A 25,548-nucleotide genomic window follows, 5' to 3' on the forward strand; every position below is an offset into this window, starting at 1 on the left:
ACTGCTGATCAGTTGTCGTAACCCAGATTCGGCGCCAACCAGCGTTCGCTGACCGCCAGCTCCTGGCCCTTGCGCGCGGTGTAGCTCTCCACCTGGTCCTTATCTACCTTGCCCACGGCGAAGTACTGCGCCTCGGGGTGGGCGAAGTACCAGCCGCTGACGGCGGCGGCGGGGAACATGGCGTAGTGCTCGGTGAGGAACACGCCGCTGTCACCAGCCTTGTTGAACTCGGCCGCAGGGTCGAGCAGGGTGAACAGGGTCTTCTTCTCGGTGTGGTCCGGGCAGGCCGGGTAGCCGGGGGCCGGGCGGATGCCCTTGTAGGCTTCCTTGATCAGCTCCTCGTTGCTCAGCTGCTCGTCCTGGGCGTAGCCCCAGTAATTCTTGCGCACCTGTTCGTGCAGCCACTCGGCGCAGGCCTCGGCGAGGCGGTCGGCCAGGGCTTTGACCATGATCGAGTTGTAGTCGTCGCCGGCGTCCTGGTAGGCCTTGGCCACTTCCTCGGCACCGATGCCGGCGGTGGTGATAAAGCCGCCCACGTAGTCGGTCACGCCGCTGTCCTTGGGTGCGACGAAGTCGGCCAGGGCCAGGTTGGGTTTGCCGTCCGGCTTGATGGTTTGCTGGCGCAGGTGGTGCAGCTTGGCCAGCGGTTGGCCGTCGGCGCCGTAGACTTCGATGTCGTCGTGGTCGACCTGGTTGGCCGGCCAGAAACCGAAGACTGCCTTGGCGCGAATGAGTTTCTCGTCGATCAGCTTCTTCAGCATCGCCTGGGCATCGGCATACAGCGCGGTGGCGGCTTCGCCCACCACTTCATCGGTGAGGATGCGCGGGTACTTGCCGGCCAGGTCCCAGGAGATGAAGAACGGCGTCCAATCGATGTACTCGGCGAGTACCGACAGGTCGATATCGTCCAGCACCTTCACCCCGGTGAAGCTCGGCTTGCTGGCCTGGTAGCTGCTCCAGTCGAACTTCGGCTTGTTGGCCACGGCGGCGGCGTAGGGCAGGCGCTCGGTGCGCGAGCTGCGCGCGGCGGTGCGTTCACGCACTTCGACGTAGTCGGCACGGGTGCGTTCGACGAAGCCGGCTTTCAGCTCCTTGGACAGCAGCTGGGTGGCCACGCCCACCGCGCGCGAGGCGTCGGTGACGTAGACCACCGCGTCGTTCTGGTACTTGGGCTCGATCTTCACCGCGGTGTGGGCTTTGGAGGTGGTGGCGCCGCCGATCATCAGCGGCAGGCTGAAGCCCTGGCGCTGCATTTCGCGGGCGACGTGCACCATCTCGTCCAGCGAGGGGGTGATCAGGCCGGACAGGCCGATGATGTCGCACTTCTCGGCGATGGCGGTCTGCAGGATCTTCTCCGCCGGCACCATCACGCCCAAATCCACAATGTCGTAGCCGTTGCAGCCGAGCACCACGCCGACGATGTTCTTGCCGATGTCGTGCACGTCACCCTTGACCGTGGCCATGAGGATCTTGCCCTTGGCTTCCGGCTTGTCGCCTTTTTCCGCCTCGATAAAGGGGATCAGGTGGGCCACGGCCTGCTTCATCACGCGGGCGGATTTGACCACCTGGGGCAGGAACATCTTGCCGGCGCCGAACAGGTCGCCGACCACGTTCATCCCGCTCATCAGCGGGCCTTCGATGACCTCGATCGGGCGCGCACACTGCTGACGGCATTCTTCGGTGTCTTCGACGATAAAGGCGGTGATGCCCTTGACCAGCGCGTGTTCCAGGCGCTTGCCAACCGGCAGGGCGCGCCATTCCTCAGTTTCGGCTTCCTTGACGCTGCCGTCGCCGCGGTAGTTGTCGGCGATGGCCAGCAGGGCCTCGGTGCCGCCTTCATGGCGGTTGAGCACCACGTCCTCGACCTTCTCACGCAGCTCCTTGGGGATCTCGTCATAGATCTCCAGCTGACCGGCGTTGACGATGCCCATGGTCAGGCCGTTCTGGATCGCGTGATAGAGGAATACCGAGTGGATCGCCTCGCGCACCGGGTTGTTGCCACGGAAGGAGAACGACACGTTGGACACACCGCCGCTCGACAGGGCGAACGGCAGATGATCGCGGATATAGGCGCAGGCTTCGATGAAGTCGACGGCGTAGTTGTTGTGCTCTTCGATGCCGGTGGCGACGGCGAAGATGTTCGGGTCGAAGATGATGTCTTCCGGCGGGAAGCCCACTTCGTTGACCAGGACGTCGTAGCTGCGCTGGCAGATCTCGCGCTTGCGCGCGGCGGTGTCGGCTTGGCCGACTTCGTCGAAGGCCATCACCACCACGGCGGCGCCGTAGCGCTTGCACAGCTTGGCGTGGTGCTTGAACTGCTCGACGCCTTCCTTCATCGAGATCGAGTTGACGATGCCCTTGCCCTGGATGCACTTGAGGCCGGCCTCGATCACTTCCCACTTGGAAGAGTCGATCATGATCGGCACGCGCGAGATGTCCGGCTCACCGGCGATCAGGTTGAGGAACTTGACCATGGCCGCCTGGGAATCGAGCATCCCTTCGTCCATGTTGATGTCGATCACCTGGGCGCCGGCTTCCACCTGCTGCAGGGCGACTTCCAGGGCCTCGGTGTAGTTTTCCTCGCGGATCAGCCGGGCGAACTTGGCCGAACCGGTGATGTTGGTGCGCTCACCGACGTTCACGAACAGCGAGTTGCGGTCGATGGTGAACGGCTCCAGGCCGGACAGGCGGCAGGCCTTGGGGATGTCCGGAATGGCGCGCGGCTTGTACTTGGCCACGGCCTCGGCAATCGCCTGGATATGCGGCGGGGTGGTGCCGCAGCAACCGCCGATGATGTTGAGGAAGCCCGAAGCGGCGAATTCCTCGACCACCGCAGCCATCTCGGCCGGGGTCTCGTCGTATTCACCAAAGGCGTTCGGCAGGCCGGCGTTGGGGTGCGCCGAGACATGGGTGCCGGCCTTGGTCGACAGCTCTTCCAGATACGGGCGCAGGTCCTTGGCGCCGAGAGCACAGTTCAACCCTACGGAGATCGGCTTGGCGTGCGCTACCGAGTTCCAGAAGGCCTCGGTGGTCTGCCCGGACAGGGTGCGGCCGGAGGCGTCGGTGATGGTGCCGGAAATCATGATCGGCAGTTCGACGTTATCGTCCTCGAACACCTGCTGCACGGCGAAGATCGCCGCCTTGGCGTTGAGGGTGTCGAAGATGGTCTCGATCAGGATCAGGTCGGCGCCGCCCTCGATCAGGCCACGGGTGGCCTCGACGTAGTTTTCCACCAGCTCGTCGAAGGTGACGTTGCGGTAGCCGGGGTCATTGACGTCCGGGGAGATCGAGCAGGTACGGCTGGTTGGGCCGAGTACGCCGGCGACGAAGCGCGGCTTGTTCGGGGTTTCCAGGGTCTTGGCGTCGGCCACTTCACGGGCCAGGCGCGCGCCTTCGACGTTCAGCTCGTACACCAGCGACTCCATGCCGTAGTCGGCCTGGGACACCTGGGTGGCGTTGAAGGTGTTGGTTTCCAGGATGTCGGCGCCGGCATCCAGGTAGGCCTTCTCGATGGCCTGGATCACGTCCGGGCGGCTGAGCAGCAGCAGGTCGTTGTTGCCCTTCACGTCGCTCGGCCAGTCGGCGAAGCGTGCGCCACGGTAGTCCTCTTCCTCCAGCTTGTAGCTCTGGATCATGGTGCCCATGCCGCCATCGAGGATCAGGATGCGCTCGGAAAGGGCCTTCTGCAGGGCTTGGAGGCGGACGTTGCGATCGGACATGGAGAGCTACCTGGAGAGAGCGAAAACAGAGGCCGCGATGATAGCAAAGCTGCAAGGTTTTTCCGCATGTTGAGCATTCTCATGAATTTCGCTCATGTTAATGACTCTCTTTGCCGAGCTGGTGGCGCTAGAATCGCCATCCGCCTACACAGGACAGGTTTATGTCGCGCCAGGGATTTGCAGTTCTCTTCTTCGGTTTCATCTTGTCCGGCCTCGCCGGCGCCAGCGAAGCGGTTTCCTACAGCCGCGACATCCAGCCCATCCTCACGCAGAAGTGCGTGGCCTGCCACGCCTGTTATGACGCGCCGTGCCAGCTCAACCTGGGCAGTGGCGAAGGCGTGCTGCGCGGGGCCAGTAAGCTGCCGGTGTATGACGGCGGGCGAACCAAGGCCCAAGCCACCACGCGCCTGTATTTCGACGCCCAGGGCGAGGCGGCCTGGCGTGATAAGGGCTTCGAGTCGGTGCTGAACCCCCAGAATGGTCAGGCCGCGCTGATGGCGCGCATGCTGGAGCTGGGCCGCAGCAATCCGCCCACGCCGAATGCCAAGCTGCCGGCCGAGCTGGATATCTCCCTCGCCCGTGACAACCAATGCCCGCTGCCGGGCGAGTTCGATGCCTACCAGAAGCAGTTCGCCCACGCCGGCATGCCATTCGCCGTGGCCGGCCTCAGCGATGCCGAATACGCCACGCTGCAGCAATGGCTGGCGCAAGGCGCGCCGGTGGATGAGCAGGCGTTGCAGCCATCGCTGGTCGAACAGAAGCAGATCGCCGAGTGGGAAGGGCTGCTGAATGCCCCCGGTGCCCGCGAGGCGCTGGTCGGGCGCTGGCTGTTCGAGCACCTGTTCCTCGCCCACCTGTATTTCGAGGGCGGCGAGCCGGGGCATTTCTTCCAGCTGGTGCGTTCGCGCACGCCCAGCGGCCAGCCGATCGATGCAATCGCCACCCGGCGGCCCAACGAAGACCCAGGCACCCAGGTGTATTACCGCCTGTGGCCGATCCAGGGCGTGATCGTGCACAAGACCCACATCACCTATCCGCTCAGCGCGAAGAAGCTGGCGCGGGTCAATGAGCTGTTTTACGGCACGGATTGGACCACCGATGCGGTGCCCGGCTACGGCGCCCAACGCCGGGAAAACCCCTTCGAGACCTTCGCCGCCATCCCGCCGCAGGCGCGCTACCAGTTCATGCTGGATAACGCCGAGTACTTCGTGCGCACCTTTATCCGCGGCCCGGTGTGCCGCGGGCAGATCGCCACGGACGTGATTCGCGACAACTTCTGGGCGCTGTTCCAGGCCCCGGAGCGTGACCTTTACCTCACCGATGCCGCCTACCGTGCCGAAGCCACGCCGCTGCTGGCCATGCCCGGGCAGTTCGACGAGATCGGCGAGCTGCCGGTGCTGTGGCGCAGCTACCTGAAGAAGCGCAACCAGTATGAAGACCTGCGCCAGCAGGCCTATGCCGATGCGCCGGCCCCTAGCTGGTCGAGCATCTGGGTCGGCAACGACAATGCGCTGCTGTCGATCTTTCGCCAGCGCGACAGCGCTTCGGTGCGCAAGGGGCTGATCGGCGAAATCCCGCAGACCCTGTGGTTGATGGACTTTCCGTTGTTCGAGCGGACCTACTACCAACTGGTGGTCAACTTCGACGTGTTCGGCAATGTCTCGCACCAGGCGCAGACCCGGCTGTACTTCGACCTGATCCGCAACGGCGCCGAGCTGAACTTCCTCCGCCTGCTACCGGCCGAGTCGCGCCAGGCCTATCTGGATGACTGGTATCAGGGCAGTGCCAAGCTGAAGATGTGGCTGGCTTATGTGGATGCCGATCTGCACACGCCGACCGCCCTCAAGCTCGAGGGCCGCGACCCCAAGCGCGGGTTTGCCCAGGCCTTGCTGGAGCGCTACGCGGATATCAATGCGCGGCCCGACCCGCTCAATCGCTGTACCACGGCCGAATGCTATCGCCCAGGCCTGCCCGCCGAGCTGGAGGATGCCGAACAGGCGCTCAGCCGTTTGCCTGGCAAGCCGGCGGCGGGGCTCAAGGTGATCGACCAGTTGCCGGAAGCCAGCCTGCTGCGCGTCGAACTGGCCGATGGCGGGCGCGAGATCTACAGCCTGCTGCGCAACCGTGCGCACAGCAACGTGGCCTTTATCGCTGGCGAGTCGCTGCGTTACCAGCCGGGGCTGGACACCCTGACGGTCTATCCGGGGGTGCTGACCAGCTACCCGAATTTCCTGTTCAATGTGCCGGCCAGCCAGGTGCCCGAATTTGTCAGCGCCCTGGAGCAGGTGCGCGATCCCAACGCGTTCGACAAGCTGGTCGAGCGCTGGGGCATTCGTCGTAGTCATCCCGAGTTCTGGCGTTATTTTCACGATCTGTCGGCCTATATCCGCGAAACCGAGCCGGTCGAGGCGGGCGTGCTGGACATGAATCGCTACCAGAATCTGTGACGGAACCCGTCGGTGAGCTTGTTCATCGGCGGGCTGGGAATTATTCCTACTAAATTGGTAGGACTTTATCGATGCAGCCGACTGGCGTACACTGCGCCCATGTTTGCGAGGAGTTGCCATGAGCGCCATCACCATTACCGACGCGGCCCACGATTACCTGGCTGATCTGCTGAGCAAGCAGACCACCCCAGGCATCGGTATTCGCGTGTTCATCACCCAGCCGGGTACCCAGTACGCGGAAACCTGCATTGCCTACTGCAAGCCGGGCGAGCAGAAGCCGGAAGACACCGCCGTCGGCCTGGCCAGCTTCACCGCCTGGATCGACTCGGTCAGCGAGCCGTTCCTCGAAGACGCCGTGGTCGATTACGCCACCGATCGCATGGGCGGCCAGCTGACCATCAAGGCGCCGAACGCCAAGGTGCCGATGGTCAACGAAGACAGCCCGATCAACGAGCGCATCAACTACTACCTGCAGACCGAGATCAACCCGGGCCTGGCCAGCCACGGCGGCCAGGTCAGCCTGGTCGATGTGGTCGATGAGGGTATTGCTGTGCTCAAGTTTGGCGGTGGTTGCCAGGGCTGCGGCCAGGCCGACCTGACCCTCAAGGAAGGCATCGAGAAGACCCTGCTCGAGCGCATCCCGGAGCTGAAAGGCGTGCGTGATGTGACCGACCACAGTAATCGCGAGAACGCCTATTACTGATAGGCACGGTTGAGTTTCAACAAGGCGACTTCGGTCGCCTTGTGCGTTTCTGCAGCAGGCGTTTGCATAGAAAGTGTCGTCTAGTCGACAAAGTAATGGCACATTGCTATGGCGTGCGCGGGGAAAAAATGTTTCTTTATGCCGCGCATTTTGTATGGCCATCGCCGGACTTCTGGCATGGCTGAAGCGATGACCTTGGGCGATCAGCGCAGCCCGTCATTTCGCGTGCTAGTCACGAGGGAAGGAAATGCCAACGTTCTCCCTACTGGTTTGCGACGACTCCAACATGGCGCGCAAGCAGCTGCTGCGTGCATTACCTGCCGACTGGCCGGTGACGGTCAGCCAGGCCAGCCACGGCCAGGAGGCGCTGGAGTTGCTGCGCACGCAGCACTTCGATCTGCTCCTGCTCGACCTGACCATGCCGGTGCTGGACGGCTACGGCGTGCTCACGGCGATCCGCGCCGAAGGCCTGCAATGCCCGGTGATCGTGGTTTCCGGCGACGTGCAGGACGAGGCGCTGCGCCGGGTTACCGAGCTGGGCGCGCTGGCCTTCCTGAAAAAACCGGCCGAGCCGGCGCTGCTGCAAGAGACCCTGCAGCGCCTGGGCCTGCTGACTGTGACCGGTGGTGCGCTGGCGCCGGCCAGCCTCAGCGAACCCCAGGTGACTTTCCGCGATGCTTTCCGTGAGGTGATCAACGTCGCCATGGGCCGCGCCGCTGCACTGCTGGCGCGGGTGCTGGGGGTGTTCGTGCAGTTGCCGGTGCCCAACGTCAACATCCTCGAGGTCGGCGAGTTGCACATGGCGCTGATCGATGCCCAGCAGGGTGATCGTCTAACAGCGGTGTGCCAGGGCTATATTGGCGGTGGCATCTGCGGTGAAGCGCTACTGTTGTTCCATGACTCGGAAGTGGCCGACATGGCCAGGCTGATGCAGCGCCACGAACATGACTACCAGCCGATGGAAATGCTCCTGGACATGTCCAGCGTGGTGATCGGTGCCTGCCTCAGCGGCATCGCCGAGCAGATCAACGTGAAGTTTTCCCAGGGCCATCCGCAGATACTCGGCGAACATGCCTCGATCGACGAGCTGATCCGCCTCAATCAACAGCGCTGGCGCAAGACCCTGGCAGTCGAGGTCAGCTACAGCATCGAGGGGCACGACATCCACTTCGACCTGTTGCTACTGTTTACCGAAGACTCGGTACCGCTGTTGACCCACAAACTCGCTTACCTGATGGGATGATGTAAGACATGGCTGGCATGGATCTCAACGAGTTTCACTGGTTGCTGGCCATCGTGCAGAGCATCGACGTCGGCGTGGTGGTGCTCGATCGCGAGTACCGCGTGGAGGTGTGGAACAGCTTCATGGAGAACCGTTCCGGCCGCACGGCCCACGATGCGGTGCAGAAGTCCTTCTTCAGCCTGTTTCCCGAGGTCGAGGAGCCGTGGTTCCGCCACAAGGTGGAAAGCGTGGTGACCCTCGGCACGCCGGCATTCACCATCTGGGAGCAGCGACCCTACCTGGTGCGCTTCAAGAACTACCAGCCGATCACCGGCCAGGAAGAGTTCATGTACCAGAACACCACTATCCTGCCGCTGCAGGCGACCAACAGCGTGGTTGAACATGTCTGCCTGATCATCTACGACGTCACCAATGTCGCGGTGAACAAGCACCAGTTGCAGTCGGCCAACGACCAGCTCAAGCACCTGTCGCGCACCGATCGCCTGACCGGGTTGAACAACCGCGGGCACTGGGAAGAAGAGCTCAAGCGCGAGTACTCGCGCCATCGCCGCTACGGCAGCACGGCGGCGCTGGTGATGTTCGATATCGACCACTTCAAGAAGGTTAACGACACCTATGGTCACCAGGCGGGTGACAAGGTGATCCAGGCGGTTGCCGACGTGGTACGTAAGGAGGCGCGCGATACCGATATCGCCGGGCGCTACGGCGGCGAGGAGTTCGTCATTCTCCTGCCAGACGTCGACAGCGCCGGCGCGCGCCTGTTTGCCGAGCGCTTGCGGCAGAAGACCGAGGCGCTGCAGGTCGACTACGACGGCCAGCTGATTCCCTTCACCATCAGCCTGGGCGTCGCCGATTTGACGCAGAGCAGCAACGACCACCAGCAACTGATCGAGTGGGCCGACCATGCGCTGTACCAGTCCAAGCGCAATGGGCGTAATCAGGTCAGCGTGCACGGCGCCTGAGTCAGGAGTTCGCCTCGACGGGCTCCGGCTCTGCCGGTCTGCGCAAGGCCAGCAGGGCTAGCGCCAGCAATGGCAGGATGGCCAGGTTGACCGGGTTCCAGCCGATGCCACTGATCAGCGCGCCGGAGGCGAACGAGGCGAGCGCCGCCATCGTGCCGTTACCCAACTCCATCAGCCCCTGGGCCTGGCCACGTTCGCCCGGCGTGTGACCCGTGCCGAGCAAGGTGGTGCCAGCCACCAGCATCAGGTTCCAGCCCATGCCCAGCAGGCAGGAGGAGATCAGGAAGTGCGCCTGTGCCTGGCCGCTCAACGCAATGCCGGCGCTGAGGCTGACCAGAGCGATGCCGAGCAGTGCCACGCGGCGGCTGCCGAGGCGATCGACCAGGGGCCCGGCGATGAAGGCCGGCAGAAACATGCCGAGCATGTGCCACTGGATCACCTGAGCGCTGGCTTCCAGCGACAGGCCGCAGAAACTCATGGCCAGCGGCGAGGCGTTCATCACCAGATACATGAGACCGTGGCCGATGGCAGTGGTCGCCATCGCGGCGCGCACCGGGCTCCGGCTCAGCAGTTGGCGCAGCGCCTGCCAGCCGCCATTGGCCGGGGCCGGCAAGCGCCCTTCGCGCAGACTGGCGAGCAGCAATACAGCGGCGATGGCCAGCACGGCCAGCAACAGGTAGGCGCCGACAAAGGGCGTACTCAGGAGATGGCGCGACCACAGCGTCAAGCTAGGCGCGAGCAGGGCGGCGCATACACCACCGCCGACCACCCAGGCGGTTGCCCGGCCTTGGTGTGCCGTGTCGACCGCCTCCAGCGCGGCGAAGCGGTAGTACATCGCCGAGGCCTGGTAGACGCCAATCGGCATTGCGCCCAGGCAGAACAGCAAAAAGTCCGCCTGCCACACGCCCAGTGCGCTGAGCAGGCCGCCCGCTGCACCCGCGCCGGCACCGAGCATCAACCCCGGCCGCCGCCCATGACGCTGCATGAACAGCGACAGCGGCTGGGTCGCCAGCAGATTGCCCAGCACCAGCAGGGCCAGCGGCAGGGTGGCCAGCGTATTGCTGGGTGCCAGCTGCAGGCCGACCAGCGCGGTGAGGGTGATGCCGATCATCGCGCAGCTCCAGTACAGGGCCTGGGCGATAAACAGTTTCAGCAGGGTGGGGTTGCGCAGAAGCAGCATGGTGACGTCCTCAGGCGCAGCCGCCTGGCTTGTGGATGCGCGTGCTGGAAGGGGGATTGGCGGCCAGTTTGGCGGCGGGACGAATCGGTCGGCGCAGCAGCTCACCGCCGCAGTTGGGGCAGTGACCGTGCAGGCGCTGTTCCGTGCAGTCGCGGCAGAAGGTGCATTCGAACGAGCAGATCATGGCGTCCGGCGAGTCGGGCGGCAGGTCGCGGTCGCAGCATTCGCAACCGGGGCGTAGTTGCAGCATGCGTATCTCTCCTGATTAGGCAAAACGTTCGGCGTAGTCCTGGGGGCTGACCGCCAGGTGCTTGTGAAAGGTGCGGCGCAGGTTTTCCGGGTGGTTGAAGCCGGTCAGGCGCGCCACCGTGCTGATCGACGCGCCGCTGTCCTGCAGCAGGGCGCGCGCCGCCTCCAGGCGCAAGCGTTCCACGTAGCGACCGGGGCCCATGCCCAGCTCCTGGACGAACAGACGCGACAGGCTGCGGCTGGACAGGTTGGCCTGGCTGGCCAGGGCCTCCAGCGACAGGTCGGCCGAGAGGTTCTGTGCCATCCACTCGAGCAGGCCAAGCAGGCGTGGCGTGCGATTGGCCTGTGGGGTGAGCAGGGCGCTGAACTGCGCCTGGCCGCCAGGGCGGCGCAGGAACATCACCAGACGCCGCGCCACGGCCAGGGCCAGTGGGCGACCGAGATCGGCTTCGACCAGGGCCAGGGCCAGATCGATGCCGGCAGTGACCCCGGCCGAGGTGAAGACATGGGCCTCGCCATCACGAGCGCTGGGGTCGTAGGTATGCAGGCGATTGCCGTCCACCTCGATCTGCGGATAGGTGCGCAAGGCCTCGACATCCGCCCAGTGGGTGGTCGCCCGGCGCCCATCGAGCAGACCGGCGGCCGCCAGAATCAGGGCTCCGGAGCATACCGAACCGAGGCGGCGCACTTTGGGTTCGGCTGCTCTTAGCCACGCCAGCAGCGCTGGGTTCTGGCATTGCGCCACTTCGCCGAGGCCGCCGGGAATCAGCAGGGTATCCAGTTCGGCTGGATTGCTGTCGCGCCAGGCCTGCTCGGCAACCAGCTGGAAACCCGCCGAGGTGGCCACGGGGCCGGGTTGTTCGGCCAGCACCAGCAGACGGTAAGCGCTTGGCAGGCCCTGGCGTTGACGCTCAACATTAGCCGAGGCGAATACCTGCAACGGGCCGGTGACATCCAGGCTCATGAAGTCCGGGTAGATCAGGCAGGCAATGGTGCGTAGCGGGTCCATGGGCGACTCTCGCAAGAAGATGAGCGCAGTCTGCGCTCGGCCCTACTTGGCGACAATGACAATAAACCCACAGATATGGACATAGCGGGCTCGGCAAGACCCGATTCACAGGCAATAAAAACCCCCTCGCCTTGCGGCAGAGGGGGCTTCGGGGTAGCGGCAGGCCGGGGCGCGGAGTGTTACTCCGGCATGCTCCAGGGTTCCAGGGCAAAGCCCTGGCGGCTCAGCTGCTCGCGCGACTGGATCAGTACATCGGCCAGTTGCGCCGGGTCACGGTAGGTGCTGCTGGTGAGGCGGGCCTGGCCGACGCGGGTGTTGGTGCGGTCAATCACGGTCAGGTTGAGTTCACCGCTGCCATCCTGCTGGGTCCAGGCGACACACTGGAACGGCTGGAAGGCGCGGCCGGCAATCAAAAGTGCTTCGTTGACGCGGAGCATGGTGTTCATGGGTCTGTTTCTCCAGAGGCTGCCCAATATGCGATCTGGCCGACGAAAGCGCTTATTGCCGCGGCCTGTGCACTGTTGATGGCGAAACCTGACTGGAAAGTCACATGCTGGCGTAAAAACATAGAAATATGTCGCATGTTCCCGTTTTCAGGCACTTTTGCCCAAGAGTGACGGGGAAAATGGAACATCGGCGGATTCTGTTTATCCTAAGCAGGCAATCCCACCACACAGGAGTGTTTCCATGGGCTCTACCTTGAGCGGTCTTCTCAGTCTCGTCATTCTGGTCCTGGATATCTGGGCGATCATCAATGTGGTGAAAAGCAACGCGGAAACCACGATGAAAGTGGTCTGGGTGCTGCTGATCGTCTTCCTTCCCGTGCTCGGCCTGATCATCTGGGCCCTGGCCGGGCCGCGTGGCAACGTTCGTCTATAAACCCCTCAGGCTTCTGAACCCCGTCCTTCCTGTCGGCGTCTACCGCAGGAAGGCGTCTTCACACATCCGCTTGCAGCCTGGCGGTGGAGCCACCCCGGTTATGCCCTTACAATGCGCGCCTTTTCATGGGCGGGTGACGGAACCTGTCCAAAGCCTGCTGCACGTCGGCCATACGGCGTTGAAATCGAACTCAGAATGCTCATTTAGCACTCGTAAACTGCGCTTCTTCGCTCGATTTCGCCTTGTCTGGCTCTAGCTCGCATGTCTTTGCACAGGTTCTCAGTCCGTCCGCATCCACCACTTCGACGGGGGACTACCCATGAGCGATTACCAGGAAACTCTCTACGACGGCTATGGCCAGCGCTTTCGCATGGACAAGCTGCTGCATGAAGTACGCACCGAGCACCAGCATCTGGTGATCTTCGAGAACGCCCGCATGGGGCGGGTGATGGCGCTGGACGGCGTGATCCAGACCACCGAGGCCGACGAGTTCATCTACCACGAGATGCTCACCCATGTGCCGATCCTCGCCCACGGCAGCGCCAAGCGCGTGCTGATCATCGGCGGCGGCGACGGCGGCATGCTGCGCGAGGTGCGCAAGCACCGCAGCGTCGAAAGCATCACCATGGTCGAGATCGATGGCACCGTGGTCGAGATGTGCAAGGAGTTCCTGCCCAACCACTCCTGCGGCGCCTATGAAGATCCGCGCTTGAACCTGGTGATCGACGACGGCATGAACTTCGTCGCCAGCACCACGGAAAAGTTCGACGTGATCATCTCCGACTCCACCGACCCGATCGGCCCGGGCGAGGTGCTGTTCTCCGAGAACTTCTACCAGGCCTGCCGCCGTTGCCTGAACGATGGCGGCATCCTGGTCACGCAGAACGGCACGCCGTTCATGCAGCTCGGCGAAGTACAGAACACTGCCAGCCGCATGGATGGCCTGTTCGCCGACTGGCATTTCTACATGGCGGCGGTACCCACCTATATCGGTGGCAGCATGACCTTCGCCTGGGGCTCCACCTATGCCGAGTACCGCAAGCTGCCGCTGGAAACCCTGCGTCAGCGCTTTGCCGGCAGCAGCATCGTGACGCGCTACTACAACCCGGAAATCCATCAGGGCGCCTTCGCTCTGCCGCAGTACGTGCTGCAGGCCGTGAACAAGCCGAGCAACGACTGAACGCCAGCAGTTCCGGCGCGCTGGAATTGGCCGGCGCGCTTCTGGACGTTGGCGGCTTGTACCGCCATGCTTAATCCAGGTGCTCAAGAGAGAGGCGTCATGGCGAGCCTGCGCGTATTGATTCTGCTGGTGCTTGGCGGCTTGTCCTGCGCAGTTACTGCCGCTGAGGAGGAGTGGCCGCGGCTCAGGCTCTGTTATGAGCTTGGCGGTCTACCGCCCTACACCCACTCACCGGCCGAGACTGCGGCAGAAGAGCCAGGGTTGATCATCGAGCTGATCCAGCAGGCCGCCTACCAGGCCAAGCTGCGTCTGGATCTGCATCAGCAACCCTGGAAACGCTGCGTACATGAGGTGCAGCAGGGCCACAGCGATGGCCTGTTCATCGCCGTGTGGCAGCCTGATCGCGACACCTGGGGGCGTTACCCGGGTCGAGATCCCCAGCGCCAGAGCCCGGTGGATGCAAACCAACGCCTGTGGCGCGTCGAGTACCCGATCATCGTGCGCCCGGGTGGCGCCCTGCAGTGGGATGGTCAGCGCTTTTCCGGCGTACGCCATGGTGTTGGGGCGCCGCTGGGCTATGCCACCAGTCAGCGTTTGCGTGAACTCGGCGTGCTCGCCAGCGAGTCGTTGGCGCAGGCCGCGGCGCTCAGGCTGGTCGCGGCGGGGCGCCTGGATGGCTATGTGCTGGAGCGTGAGATCGCCCTTGAGCTGATCGAGCGCCTGCAACTGCAGGAGCAATTGATGTTTCTGCCCCAGCCGCTGCTGGAAACCGACTGGTATCTGCCGCTGTCGCACCAGTTCTACAGCACTCATCCCGAGTTGGCCGAGGGCTTCTGGCGAGCCGTGGCCGAGCAACGCCAACAGCTCGGCGCGGATCTGAGCAGGCGTTACCTGCGCCAGCCGGCGCCCTGAACCAAAGAGCCCGCCATGCGGCGGGCTCTTTTCGACAGGGGCTTGCCTTACTGCTGCGCGGCTACCCGCTGGTGCAGTTGTTGCGACAGCTGTTCCAGGCGTTCTCCCAAACCCACCAGTGATTCCTGGGCGTTGAGCAGCTCGGCGCTGGCCTGGCGCTGGCGCAGGCTGGCTTCGCGCTGGGCGGCGCTGTTGTCGCGCACCTGGGCCAACTGGCGGTGGGCCTGGTCGAGGGCCTGGCTGTGCTGGAGGATGGCGCCGGACAGGTTGGCAGTCAGGGCGGCGTTCTCGCTGAGTGCCTCACCGACACTGCAGACCTGATCGGCGCCGGTGTTGACGATCTTCTCGGACTGGCCGAGCACGCTCTGTACCGTGTCGGCCGTCTGGTTGCTGCGTTGCGACAGGCTGCGCACTTCGTCGGCGACCACGGCAAAGCCACGTCCGTGCTCGCCGGCGCGGGCTGCCTCGATGGCCGCATTGAGCGCCAGCAGGTTGGTCTGCTGGGCGATGGCGCTGATCATCTGCATGGATTCGGCGATGCGCTGGTTGCTCTGCTGGATGGCCTGCATGCTCTGCTGGGCCTCCTGCATGCGCTGGGCGCAGGTGGTGACCTGGCCGCTGCTGTGCTGGGTGTCCTGGCTCAGCTGCTGCATCTGCGCGGTGCTGTCGGCAAGATTTTCCAGCACCTGATGCACGGCCAGGTCGAGCTGGTGCATGGCGTCGGACTGCTGTTGCACGTCGCCGTCGATGCTCTGGCAGCGCTGCCGCATGCTGTCCAGGGTCTGGTACAGCTGCACGGAGAGCTGACGCAGGTCGGCGGCGCCGTGGCGTACTTCATCGAGCAGGGCGGCCAGTTGCTGGCTGCCGGCGGTGGCGGCCTTGCCCACACGCTCGGCCTCGTCGAGGTTCCGCTGGGCACCGTCCAGGGCCTGCTGGCGCACCTTGGAGCTGTACCACTGGGCCATCCACATGGTCAGCACCGGCAGCATGTAGCCCGAATATTCGTTGAGCATGGCGTCCCGTGGGCTCAACTCGAAGTTCGGCAGTTCGACGCCACTGCGCTGCAGGCGAATCAGCCAGAACACGAACACGATCTGCCACACGGCCCAGAAGGTCGCACTGCGACCACCGAGCAACAGGTAGGCGAAGCCGATGACCACCAGTGGCCAGAAGATATGCGCCGAGTGCAGGCCGCCCAGCTGATAGATAAGGATCATGGCGTAGCTGCTGATCAGCGCCATGGCCAAGTGGGCTACGCCCCGTGTCGGCAGCCAGGCGTTGCGCAGCACCAGCAGGGCCAACGGCATGCCGATGATCAGCAGGAAGGAGCTCTGCATCAGCGCGTCGTTCCCCAGGCGGCCCCATTTGATCCCGCTGTACAAGCCAATGGTCAGGCCGCAAAAGGCGAAGAACGCCAGCATGCGGCTGAGTAGCTCTTCGCTGGGGTTGAGTTTGGTCTGCGGCATGAAGGTCGCTAAAAGGCCCTGTTGCATGGGGGGCTCCGTTCTTGTTGATTGCCGACACTATCGGCCGCTGACACTCGCCACTTGAGCGTGGGCGGGTGTGCGGCGCGCAGTTCGGGCGATTCGAGTGATGGCACATGGCCTGCGTCGAGAGTACAGCGCCAAGGCCTTGGCGACGACCTATTGGCGACGAAGCACGTGTCCTGCCTTGAGCGCGCAAGCCAGTAACCACGCGGCTTCGCGTGATGCTGCCGAGCGTCTGGCCGAAAAGCCTGCAGGAAAGGCGCAATCGGCATCTGCTCTACAGCGCTTATATCCGGCGGCGGTACTCCGGGAATCAGCGACTCATGCTAGCCGCTGACGGGCACTCAGTCAGGCGTCTCACAGGGCTGCAGGCGTGTCGGTTTGCTTTGCAGGACGCTTTCCAGGTGGGCCATGTCCGAGACCTCCGAAGGGGTGGTATCGGTCATGTACTGAGAAACTCTCAGTTGCGCGCTGCCCTCGGCGCTGCAGAAGCCAGCAGGCAACGAGGAGGGGACCTGGAGCAAGGCGAAGGCCTGCGGCTGATTGCTGAAACAGAACCAGGGCATGCGCTCATCGTCGGCACTGCGCGGGATCTTTGCGGCGCTGCTGCCTTGCGGGTAGAAGCACAGGCCGTGGTTGAACTCGTCTTCGGCGAAAAACTGGAACTGGCCGGAAACCGTCAGGGTGCCGCTGTAATAGCTCTGGAAACCGTCCTGACGTTGCAACTGCAGGCCGTCGGCGCTGGCCAGGTTGCACGCGCCCAGGAGTGCGAGCAGGAGAATAGTATTGCGCATGGGGCTTCCTTGCTGAAGAGCTGATCCGTTTGAGGGGCTGAACCTAACAGGCGCGTATGGGGTCTGTCAGTCCGTTCGACAAAAAATTCACGGGCCATCACGCAACCTAGGCCAATAGTTGTGCCGCGTGCTCTGGCCCGGCTGCTCGCTCATTTTTCGTCTGGATTGCCTCTTCCATGTCTTATGCGGATACCCACGATCAGCAGGCTGTGCCTGCTCGCTTCTATCAAACCACGCTGACCAGCCATCTGGCGTTCACTGGCGCCAGTGCCGTGCTGCTGATGCTGATGTATTCCCTGCTGCGCCTGGGGCTGCTGCTCTATAACCAGGAGCAGATCGGCGATACCTCGGCATGGGTGCTTGCCGAAGCCTTCTGCAACGGCCTGCGCTTCGACCTGCGTCTGGTGGTGTATGCCTGCGCGCCGCTGTTGTTGTCGCTGCTGAGCCCACGGGCCATGGCCGCGCGGCGGTTGCATGTGGCCTGGCTGACCCTGTTTGCCAGCCTGACCCTGTTCCTCGGGGTGACCGAGCTGGACTTCTACCGCCAGTTCCATCAGCGCCTCAACAGCCTGGTGTTCCAGTATCTGCAAGAGGACCTGGGCACCGTGCTGAGCATGCTCTGGCATGGCTTCCCGGTGCTGCGCTACCTGCTGGCCTGGTGCCTGGCCACGTTGGCGCTGGCCGGCTTGTTCCTGCTGATCGAACACAGCACCCGCGCGGCCACCACGCAGTCGGCGCCACTCTGGTACTGGCGGATCGGCGTATTCATGGTCTGCCTGCTGCTGGCGGTGATCGCCGCGCGCGGCACGCTCAAACAGGGGCCGCCGCTGCGCTGGGGCGATGCCTTCACCACCGATTCGATGTTTGCCAACCACCTGGGGCTGAATGGCACCCTGACCCTGGTCGATGCGGCGAAGAACAGCTTCTCCAGTCACCGCGACAATACTTGGAAGGCCACCCAGCCGCCGGCAGAAGCCCTGCAGACCGTGCGTGGCATGCTGCTCGGCGAGCACGACACGTTGGTCGATGCCGATAGCGCCGCCGTGCGCCGCGACTTCCAGCCACCACAGGCCGGTACCTTGCCGATCCGCCATGTGGTGGTGATCCTGATGGAAAGCTTCGCCGGGCGTTGGGTCGGCGCGCTGGGCAGCAATGCCGGCATCACGCCGAACTTCGACCGCCTGAGCGAGGAGGGGCTGCTGTTCAGTCGCATCTTCGCCAACGGTACCCACACCCACCAGGGCATGTTCGCCACCATGGCCTGTTTCCCCAACCTGCCGGGCTTCGAGTACCTGATGCGCACGCCGGAAGGCAGCCACCAGTTCTCCGGCCTGCCGCAACTGCTCAGCGCGCGTGGCTACGACGATCTCTACGTCTACAACGGCAACTTCCAGTGGGACAACCAGTCCGGCTTCTTCAGCAACCAGGGCATGCGCAACTTCATCGGCCGCGAAGACTTCGTCGACCCGGTGTTCATGGACCCGACCTGGGGCGTTTCCGACCAGGATATGTTCGATCGCGGTGCCGCCGAGCTGGCCAAGCTGGACCCGAGCAAGCCGTTCTATGCGCTGCTGCAGACCCTGTCCAACCACACGCCCTATGCCTTGCCGAAGGAGCTGCCGGTCGAGCCGGTCACCGATCAGGGCTCGTCCAACGAACACCTGACCGCCATGCGTTATTCGGATTGGGCGCTGGGCCAGTTCTTCGCCAAGGCGCGCCAGCAGCCGTATTTCAAAGACACCCTGTTCGTGGTGGTTGGCGATCATGGATTCGGCAGCAGTGAACAGCTCACCGAGATGGACCTGTTCCGCCACCATGTGCCAATGCTGCTGATCGCCCCGGGCATCCGCGAAAAATTCGGCGCCCAGCGCGACACCGTGGGCACCCAGGTCGATGTAGTGCCGACCATCATGGGCCGCCTCGGTGGCCCGGTGCGTCAACAATGCTGGGGCCGCGATCTGCTCAGCCTGCCGGCGGGCGACGAGGGTGTCGGGGTGATCAAGCCATCCGGCAGTGACCAGACCGTGGCCATCGTCAGCGGCTCGAAGATCCTGGTGCAGCCCAAGGGCCTGGCGCCGCGCCTGTACGACTACCAGCTGGGTGCCGGAGCCAAGGTCGATCTGCTCACCAACGACCCGGCGCAGGCCGAGCTGCAGCAGCGTCTGGAAGCGTTCCTGCAGGTCGCGACCCAGAGCCTGCTGGATAACACCGCCGGGGTGCGGGACAGCAAGCCCGAGTAAGTGCTCAGGGTTTTTGTAGGGCGTACCCTGCGCTAGAACTGCACTGGCCTTCAGGCCCTGCGGTACTGGCGCGGCGGTACGCCTTTCCAGCGTTTGAAGGCGTGGATGAAGTTGGACACTTCGCCATAGCCCAGGCGCTCGGCAATCTCCTCCAGGTTCAGGCCGCCGGTGGCCAGTAGTTCTTCGGCCAGGGCCTGGCGCACTTCTTCCAGCAGGTTGCGAAAGCTGCTGCCTTCGTCGTCCAGGCGCCGGCGCAGGGTGCGCGAACTCATGTGCAGGCTGGTGGCAACTTCCTCCATATCCGGCACGCGACCGGGGCGGCTGAGCAGCAGGCTGCGAATCCGTGCGGCTAGGCCGCTGCGCTGGCGGCGCTTGTCCAGCAAGAGCTGGCACTGTTGTTCGCACAATTCCACTGTTCGTGGATTGGCACCGGGCAGCGGGCGGTCGAGCAGTTGCCGATCGACCACCAGGCGGTTGCAGGGCTGGCCGAAGCTCGGCAGCACGCCGATTTCACTGAGGTACAGGCTGGGGTCGGCGGGGGTGGGGATGCACAGGTCAACACGGCGAATCGGTGGCGCTGCGTTGATCAGCTCGCGCTGGGCGTTGAGCATGCCGGCCAGGTCGCGCTCGAGGATGAAGCGGCGCAGTTCCAGGGGGATGGCGCGGTCGTCGAGCAGCAGGTGCGCTTCGTCGTCATGCTCCTCCAGCTGCATGCCGTGGAAGGCATAGGTCAGGTCGAGGTAGCGCAGGCCGAGGCGGGCGGCGTCACGGTAGGTCGGGCTGCTGAGCAGGGCAAAGCCCCAGATGCCATAGGTGTTGAGCTGGTAGCGTTTGCCGGCTAGCAGGCCGATGCCTGGCCGCTCGCCGAGCGCGCGAACCAGGTTGCCAATCAATAGCAGCTCCTGCTCGGCGGCGATTTCGCAGGCCGGGTCGGCCAGCAGGTGCCAGCTCAGGCCGGTGCCAGCCAGGCAGGCGTCGAGTGACAGGCCCTGGTCGAGGCCGAACTGGGCCAGTAGTTGCACGCTGATGGCGCTGCGCCGGGCGGGCCAGTGGGGTGTGGCAGTCATGCAAGTTTGTCCGAAAGTCACAACTTTATGGCCGACTATGCCATAACTCGTGGGCCGTGCAGTACGTAGGATCTGCTCATCGCTTTATCGCGGTTTACGGAGACAAGAATGCATAACAACACTCCTGAGCAGGCCCCCCTGGGCGTGCTGATCATCGGTTCGGGCTTTGCCGGTCTGGGCCTGGCCATGCGCCTGCGCCAGCAGGGCAGCGATGACTTCCTGATCCTGGAAAAGGCCGCCAAAGCTGGCGGCACCTGGCGTGACAATGATTACCCCGGCGCGGCCTGCGACGTGCCCTCGCACCTGTATTCCTTCTCCTTCGAGCCGAAGACCGACTGGACTCGGCGCTTCGCCCCGCAGGCGGAGATCTTCGCCTATGTGCAGCAGTGCATCGCCAAATACGGGCTGCACTCACGTATCCGCTGCAACAGCGAAGTGAGCGAGGCCTGGTTCGACGAGCCCGCAGGGCTGTGGCGGGTGACTACTGTCGATGGTGCGCAGTTCAGTGCGCGGGCGCTGGTCAGTGCCTGTGGTCAGCTCAACCGCCCGCTGTATCCGCAGATTGCCGGTATCGAGCGCTTCGCCGGTGAGAGTTTCCACTCGGCGCGCTGGCGGCATGACATCGATCTCAGTGGCAAGCGCGTGGCGGTGATCGGCACCGGCGCCAGCGCCATCCAGTTCGTCCCCGAGATCGTGCCCAGGGTGCAGCACCTGACTCTGTTCCAGCGCACGGCGGCCTATGTGTTGCCCAAGCCGGATCGCGCCTATAGCCGCTTCGAACTGGCGCTGATGCAGCGGTTTCCCTGGACGCAGAAACTTGATCGGGCCCTGCAGTACCTCTATCACGAGGCGCGTGGCGTGGCCTTCTTCGTCCTGCCGGGGCTGATGAAGCTGTACCGCGGCAGTTTCCTCCGCCATCTGCAGCGCCAGGTCACCGATCCCGAGCTGCGCGCCCGGCTGACCCCGGATTACCCGCTGGGCTGCAAGCGCATCCTGATCAGCAACGATTACTACCCGGCGCTGACGCAACCGCAGGTGGAAGTGGTCAACCAGGCGATCCGCGAAGTCAGCGAGCGGGGGGTGATCACCGCTGATGGCCGCGAGCATGCGGTGGACGTGCTGATCTACGGCACCGGTTTCGCCGCCAGCGACTTTCTTGCGCCCATGCGCATTCGTGGCCTCGGCGGCCTTGAGCTGAACCAGGCCTGGAAGGAGGGCGCCGAGGCCTACAAGGGCATCAGCGTCAACGGCTTCCCCAATCTGTTCATCCTCTACGGTCCGAACACCAACCTGGGCCACAACTCGATCATCTATATGCTCGAAAGTCAGTTCCCTTATGTGCTGAGCTGCCTGCAGCAACTGCAACAGGGCGTGCGTTACCTCGACGTGCGCGCGCCGGTGCAGCAGGCCTGGAACCAGCGCCTGCAGCACGCCATCGAGCATTCGGTGTGGGAACAGGGCTGCAACAGCTGGTACAAGAATGCCGCGGGCAAGCACACCAACAACTGGTCCGGCTTCACCTTCAGCTATCGCCAGCACACCCGCCAGCCGGACTGGAGCGACTATGACCGGGTCCGTTGAACTGGCGGCACCAACCGGGCGGCGTCAGTGCTGGCTGGCGCCACTGTTGCGCGGCATGACCTGGCTGCTGTTCCGCAGCTTTTTCCAGCCGCGGCTGAGTGCTCAGGTCCAGCGCCGCCTGCTGCGCCTGTTTACCCGCATCACGCCGGTTTCCCCTGGCGTGCGTATCGAACCGGGCGAGCTGGCTGGCGTGTCTTGCGAGTGGTTGCGGCCGGCCCAGGACAACGGCTGGGTGCTGCTCTATCTGCATGGCGGTGCCTTTATCGTCGGCGCGCCGCAGACCCATCGCAGCCTCACCAGTTACCTGGCCCGGCACGGGAACCTGGCGGTCTGCGCCCTGGACTATCGCCTGGCGCCGGAGCAGCCGTTTCCGGCGGCGCGCGACGATGCGCTGGCGGCCTATCGCGCGTTGCTCGCCCAGGGCCAGCCGGCCGAGCGCATCGTCATTGCGGGCGATTCGGCTGGCGGCAACCTGTGCCTGGTCACCGCGCTGCATTTGCGCGAGCTGGGTCTGCCCTTGCCGGCAGCGCTGGTGTGTTTCTCCCCGCTAACCGATGTCAGCGGCGCCACCCTGCATCAGCCAGCCGCCGGCGATCCGCTGCTGGATGAGGCCTGGCTGGAGCAGGGGATAGGCGCTTACTGCCCGGCGGGCATGGATCGGCGTGATCCCGCCGTGTCGCCGCTCTATGCTGATCTGCAGGGTTTGCCGCCGTTGCTGGTGCAGGTCGGCGAGGACGAGATCCTCCTGCGCCAGAGCCAGCTGCTGGCCGAGCATGCGCTGGCGGCGGGGGTTGACTGCGAGCTTGAGCTGTATCGGCGCCAGTGGCATGTGTTCCAGATCAATTGCGGGCTGCTGCCCAGTGCCGATCAGGCTCTGCAGCGGGTGCTCGGCTTTCTTCGTCAGCGAGGTTGCCCATGAACAATATCCTGATCACAGGCGCGGCTTCCGGTATCGGTGCGGCCACGGCGCGGCTGTTTCACTCGCGCGGCTGGAAAGTCGGCCTGCTGGATATCAATCACAGTGCCTTGGCTGAGCTTGCCGCCGAGCTGGGCGGGGTCTGGCATGCCGAGCTGGATGTGGCCGACCCCGGCGCCGTGCGCGAGGCCCTGGCCGATTTTGCCGCGCTGCATGGCGGTCAGCTGCGGCTGCTGTTCAATTGCGCTGGGCTGCTGCGTTTAGGCCACTTCGAAGAAATCAGCCTGGAGGAGCATGCGCGCATCCTGCAGATCAATGTGCTCGGCCTGCTGCAGATGACCCACGCGGCCTTTCCCTATCTGAAGGCGACCAGCGGGGCGCAGGTGATCAACATGGGCTCGGCCTCGGGGCTGTACGGCACGCCGCACATGGCCAGCTACTCGGCATCCAAGTTTGCCGTGCGCGGCCTGACCGAAGCCCTGGAGCTGGAGTGGCAGCGCCATGGCATTCGCGTTGGCGACCTGATGCCGCCGTTCGTGCGCACGCCGATGGTCGACAGCCAGCACTTCGAGCCGCCGGCGCTGCGCCGTCTCGGCGTCAAGTTGCGCGCCGAGGACATCGCCGCGGCCGTCTGGCTGCAGGCCGGGCAGTCGCAGGTACATCGGCCGATCCACTGGCTGTTCAAGCTGATGTACTGGAGCGGCCAGGTTTCACCGGCCTGGGTCAATCGCCTGATGATGCGCCGGATTAGCCGGGAATGAGACCCGCTGCCCCGTTTGTCGCCGCGGTAACAATTTGATCGATTATCCAGGCGACAGCCGCTCAAGGCGGGGACTACTCTGCAGGTGAGGGTTCCGGTTGGCGTTCTGCCAAACCAGCCCTTGAGTGCAACACGCTTCTGTCTCTGTGTGCGTCACCGTTGGGCTTGATGCCCGACGTGGGTCTCGTGCGGCACCGTCTGGTGCTGCCAAGCCGGTCTGTTGTGCCGGCTGCGGTCTATCAATCGCCTGAGAGGAGGTCGTTAGATGAGCACAGTCATTCAGGAAGATGTCAGCAACAATGTTCTGCGCCGTATGAAGGAAGGGGGGTTCGATTTCGCTCGGGTCCATCCCATCGAGTTCTACGCCATCTTTCCCGACGAGGAGCGGGCCCGGCAGGTGGCAGGTACGTTTCGTGGTGAGTCGTTGAATGCCCAGGTCAGTGTGCGCGATGACGGGGCTTGGCACCTGCAGGTGAGCAAGGTGATGTACGCCACCCATGCAGGCATTGGTGATTTCGAGCAAGACCTGGAGTCGCTGGTCGTACCGCTTGGCGGTGTGCTGGATGGCTGGGGCGTGACGCAGGAAGTCCGCGCCAGTCCGCGTTAGATACCAGTGCCTCCACGCCGGCTGACCCAAGGGTTGGCCGGTGTCCAGTTTCTTCCCTTATTTTTTCGTGTGCAGTGGCTCAGAACCTGTTTACGATCTCCTGGCCGTCGGCCATACCGCGTTAAAAACAGCCTCGGAATGCTCATTTACAGCTCGTAAACTCTGCTTCCTCGGCTGTTTTTGCCTTGTCTGGCTCTAGTCCAAAAGATCGTAAAAAGGTTCTCAGGCGCGAGCTTGCCTTAGCCGCCTGTGCGCTTGTGCAGCTGTTCCAGGTGGGCAATCACGTCGGGGGCGCCGGACAGGCGCAAGCCTTCGCCCAGTGCATTGGCTTCGGCGGAGGCCTTGGGCAGCAGGAGGAACTCCGGCGCGCCGGGGTTGCGCAGCAGCGACAGGCGCGCGTAGGGCAGCTGGTTGTCCAGCAGCAGGCCCATGAACGATGGGTCACTCCAGGCCTGCACCGGCATGGCCAGCACGTGGTAGTGCTGTTTCAGCTCGGCCAGGCCGTACTGGCTGATGCGGTAGCGTGTCAGTTGCGCCGGCAGATTTACTTCCAGGCCGCGCAGGCGGGCATAGGCGATGGCACAGGCGAAGGATTCGCCGTATTGCTCCGAGGCCCAGAACAACCGTTCGCCATACCAGCTGGCCTGGCACAGCTCGATCGGTTCGCCCGCGAGAAAGCGTGGCAGCGCGGTGCTGATGGTCTTGAGGAAGTCCTTGTAGCTGATGATGCGCACGCTGCGGCAGGTCTGGGTCGCGGCAAACTCTTCGAAGGTACTGAACATCCCGCCAATTTCCGGCGGCGGGCTACACAGGCCGTCGATGCGGCGCAGGTCGAAATCGGCGAAGCTCAGTTGCTCCTGTTCGACCACGCGCATCAGTACGGCGCGGGCTTCGGCCTTGTCTTCCTGGACCGGGCCGGAGAGGGCGTCGCGCGGCAGGTTGACCAGGCGGTGCAGCGGCGGGCCGGCCAGCCACCAGATGCTGTCCGCTGTGGCCGGCAGGGGCTGGAAGGGCAGCTGCAGGGTGCGCGAGCGCTCGAATACCATGCGGGCTACGCGTCCGCTCAGACCCAGGCGCTGAGCCAGGGCGGTAAGCCGGGATGCCAGGTTGGTGGTGGATTCGGACAGACTCATGAGCCGCAGTGCATTCCTGGTACGTTGGTGCCAGTGTGGCAGAGCTGTTGCCGGCGCGCACTAGTCAGGCGCTCAAGACCGGCCTGTTCGGACTCTGCAAGCCACAGCAGCTGTGGCAGAATCGGGTAAATCACGATGAGGTAGCCTCCATGCCCAGCCTCGTGCTGGATATCGCCCTGTCTGCAGAGCGTTTTCGCGCCGTTTATCAGGGGCGCGCCAACCGAGTGTTATTGTTCAGTCGCGATGGTCGCAAGGTTAGCTTGCCGGCCCATCATTTGCGGCCTTTCCTGCGCCACAACGGTATCTATGGGGTGTTCGAGCTCGAATTCAGCGTGGCTGGCGAGCTACTGGAGCTGCGCCAACTGCAATAAGAACCTGCTTACGATCTCCTGGCCGTCGGCCATACGGCGTTAAAAACAGCCTCGGAAAGCGGCTTGCCGCTAACGCGCTTTAGCGCGACCCGAAGGGCGAGTGTAACGA

General features: G+C 64.0%; 22 protein-coding genes. 13 read left to right on the forward strand and 9 right to left on the reverse strand.

All coding sequences use genetic code 11. The features are described 5' to 3' along the window. Positions 1-8: 8 nt before the first annotated feature. Complete coding sequence (metH, locus tag HNE05_RS08720) at positions 9-3,719, reverse strand: methionine synthase (protein WP_173205723.1); 3,711 nt, start codon at positions 3,717-3,719, stop codon at positions 9-11. Positions 3,720-3,880: 161 nt separating this feature from the next. On the opposite strand from metH, the gene HNE05_RS08725 reads away from it, so the two are divergent. The 4 genes from HNE05_RS08725 (at position 3,881) to HNE05_RS08740 (ending at position 9,074) form a co-directional block, all read left to right on the forward strand. After that, positions 3,881-6,166: a fatty acid cis/trans isomerase gene (locus tag HNE05_RS08725; protein WP_173205725.1), complete on the forward strand. Its 2,286-nt coding sequence runs from the start codon at positions 3,881-3,883 to the stop codon at positions 6,164-6,166. A gap of 118 nt (positions 6,167-6,284) precedes the next feature. Further along, entirely contained in the window at positions 6,285-6,869 is a 585-nt protein-coding gene (nfuA, locus tag HNE05_RS08730; protein WP_173205727.1) for a Fe-S biogenesis protein NfuA, read from the forward strand. Between the two features lie 247 nt (positions 6,870-7,116). After that, on the forward strand, positions 7,117-8,112 hold the full coding sequence (locus tag HNE05_RS08735) for a response regulator (protein ID WP_173205730.1): 996 nt from the start codon (positions 7,117-7,119) through the stop codon (positions 8,110-8,112). An 8-nt stretch (positions 8,113-8,120) separates the two neighbouring features. Continuing rightward, entirely contained in the window at positions 8,121-9,074 is a 954-nt protein-coding gene (locus HNE05_RS08740) for a sensor domain-containing diguanylate cyclase (protein ID WP_173205733.1), read from the forward strand. A 1-nt stretch (position 9,075) separates the two neighbouring features. Here HNE05_RS08740 and HNE05_RS08745 read toward each other — a convergent pair whose 3' ends face one another. The 4 genes from HNE05_RS08745 to HNE05_RS08760 form a co-directional block, all read right to left on the reverse strand. Continuing rightward, positions 9,076-10,251 (reverse strand): MFS transporter, encoded by a 1,176-nt coding sequence (locus tag HNE05_RS08745; RefSeq protein ID WP_240008849.1) that lies wholly within the window; start codon positions 10,249-10,251, stop codon positions 9,076-9,078. 13 nt (positions 10,252-10,264) lie between these two features. Next, positions 10,265-10,504, reverse strand: a complete 240-nt coding sequence (locus HNE05_RS08750) for a DUF1272 domain-containing protein (protein WP_173205739.1) — start codon at positions 10,502-10,504, stop codon at positions 10,265-10,267. Positions 10,505-10,519: 15 nt separating this feature from the next. Then, on the reverse strand, positions 10,520-11,512 hold the full coding sequence (locus tag HNE05_RS08755; RefSeq protein ID WP_173205741.1) for a GlxA family transcriptional regulator: 993 nt from the start codon (positions 11,510-11,512) through the stop codon (positions 10,520-10,522). A gap of 179 nt (positions 11,513-11,691) precedes the next feature. Further along, positions 11,692-11,958, reverse strand: coding sequence for a hypothetical protein (locus tag HNE05_RS08760; RefSeq protein WP_173205743.1), 267 nt, complete (start codon positions 11,956-11,958; stop codon positions 11,692-11,694). A gap of 241 nt (positions 11,959-12,199) precedes the next feature. Here HNE05_RS08760 and HNE05_RS08765 point away from each other — a divergent pair, with 241 nt between their 5' ends. The 3 genes from HNE05_RS08765 (at position 12,200) to HNE05_RS08775 (ending at position 14,483) form a co-directional block, all read left to right on the forward strand. Continuing rightward, the gene (locus HNE05_RS08765; RefSeq protein WP_173205745.1) at positions 12,200-12,391 is read left to right on the forward strand and encodes a PLDc N-terminal domain-containing protein; all 192 of its coding nucleotides are present in this window, start codon (positions 12,200-12,202) and stop codon (positions 12,389-12,391) included. Between the two features lie 319 nt (positions 12,392-12,710). Next, on the forward strand, positions 12,711-13,571 hold the full coding sequence (gene speE / locus HNE05_RS08770) for a polyamine aminopropyltransferase (RefSeq protein ID WP_173205747.1): 861 nt from the start codon (positions 12,711-12,713) through the stop codon (positions 13,569-13,571). A gap of 99 nt (positions 13,572-13,670) precedes the next feature. After that, positions 13,671-14,483, forward strand: a complete 813-nt coding sequence (locus HNE05_RS08775; RefSeq protein WP_173205751.1) for a substrate-binding periplasmic protein — start codon at positions 13,671-13,673, stop codon at positions 14,481-14,483. Positions 14,484-14,530: 47 nt separating this feature from the next. On the opposite strand, the gene HNE05_RS08780 is transcribed toward HNE05_RS08775, so the two are convergent. Together HNE05_RS08780 and HNE05_RS08785 are read right to left on the reverse strand one after the other, a co-directional pair. Next, complete coding sequence (locus HNE05_RS08780) at positions 14,531-15,976, reverse strand: methyl-accepting chemotaxis protein (protein WP_173205754.1); 1,446 nt, start codon at positions 15,974-15,976, stop codon at positions 14,531-14,533. A 338-nt stretch (positions 15,977-16,314) separates the two neighbouring features. Continuing rightward, positions 16,315-16,764: a hypothetical protein gene (locus tag HNE05_RS08785; protein WP_173205758.1), complete on the reverse strand. Its 450-nt coding sequence runs from the start codon at positions 16,762-16,764 to the stop codon at positions 16,315-16,317. Between the two features lie 176 nt (positions 16,765-16,940). Here HNE05_RS08785 and HNE05_RS08790 point away from each other — a divergent pair, with 176 nt between their 5' ends. Next, on the forward strand, positions 16,941-19,004 hold the full coding sequence (locus HNE05_RS08790; RefSeq protein ID WP_173205761.1) for an LTA synthase family protein: 2,064 nt from the start codon (positions 16,941-16,943) through the stop codon (positions 19,002-19,004). Between the two features lie 50 nt (positions 19,005-19,054). Here HNE05_RS08790 and HNE05_RS08795 read toward each other — a convergent pair whose 3' ends face one another. Continuing rightward, a complete protein-coding gene (locus HNE05_RS08795; RefSeq protein ID WP_173205764.1) occupies positions 19,055-20,071 on the reverse strand; it encodes an AraC family transcriptional regulator in 1,017 nt (338 codons plus the stop codon). Between the two features lie 108 nt (positions 20,072-20,179). Here HNE05_RS08795 and HNE05_RS08800 point away from each other — a divergent pair, with 108 nt between their 5' ends. The 4 genes from HNE05_RS08800 to HNE05_RS08815 all read left to right on the forward strand — a co-directional run bounded on the left by HNE05_RS08800 (position 20,180) and on the right by HNE05_RS08815 (position 23,935). Beyond that, positions 20,180-21,652 carry a flavin-containing monooxygenase gene (locus HNE05_RS08800; protein ID WP_173205767.1) on the forward strand — a complete coding sequence of 491 codons (1,473 nt, stop codon included), beginning with the start codon at positions 20,180-20,182 and terminating at the stop codon, positions 21,650-21,652. Continuing rightward, entirely contained in the window at positions 21,636-22,571 is a 936-nt protein-coding gene (locus HNE05_RS08805) for an alpha/beta hydrolase (RefSeq protein ID WP_240008834.1), read from the forward strand. Before HNE05_RS08800 ends, HNE05_RS08805 begins: the two co-directional genes overlap by 17 nt. Beyond that, positions 22,568-23,329, forward strand: a complete 762-nt coding sequence (locus tag HNE05_RS08810; RefSeq protein WP_173205770.1) for an SDR family oxidoreductase — start codon at positions 22,568-22,570, stop codon at positions 23,327-23,329. Before HNE05_RS08805 ends, HNE05_RS08810 begins: the two co-directional genes overlap by 4 nt. Before the next feature lie 264 nt (positions 23,330-23,593). Next, on the forward strand, positions 23,594-23,935 hold the full coding sequence (locus tag HNE05_RS08815; protein WP_173205773.1) for a ribonuclease E inhibitor RraB: 342 nt from the start codon (positions 23,594-23,596) through the stop codon (positions 23,933-23,935). Between the two features lie 239 nt (positions 23,936-24,174). Here the strand turns inward: HNE05_RS08815 and HNE05_RS08820 are convergent, their stop codons facing one another. Next, a complete protein-coding gene (locus tag HNE05_RS08820; protein WP_173205775.1) occupies positions 24,175-25,068 on the reverse strand; it encodes a DUF6685 family protein in 894 nt (297 codons plus the stop codon). A gap of 149 nt (positions 25,069-25,217) precedes the next feature. On the opposite strand from HNE05_RS08820, the gene HNE05_RS08825 reads away from it, so the two are divergent. Further along, positions 25,218-25,439: a DUF2835 domain-containing protein gene (locus HNE05_RS08825; RefSeq protein ID WP_173211637.1), complete on the forward strand. Its 222-nt coding sequence runs from the start codon at positions 25,218-25,220 to the stop codon at positions 25,437-25,439. The last annotated feature ends 109 nt before the right edge of the window (positions 25,440-25,548 follow it).

It is taken from the genome of Pseudomonas campi (assembly GCF_013200955.2).
In the GTDB taxonomy this organism is placed as follows: Bacteria; Pseudomonadota; Gammaproteobacteria; order Pseudomonadales; family Pseudomonadaceae; genus Aquipseudomonas; species Aquipseudomonas campi.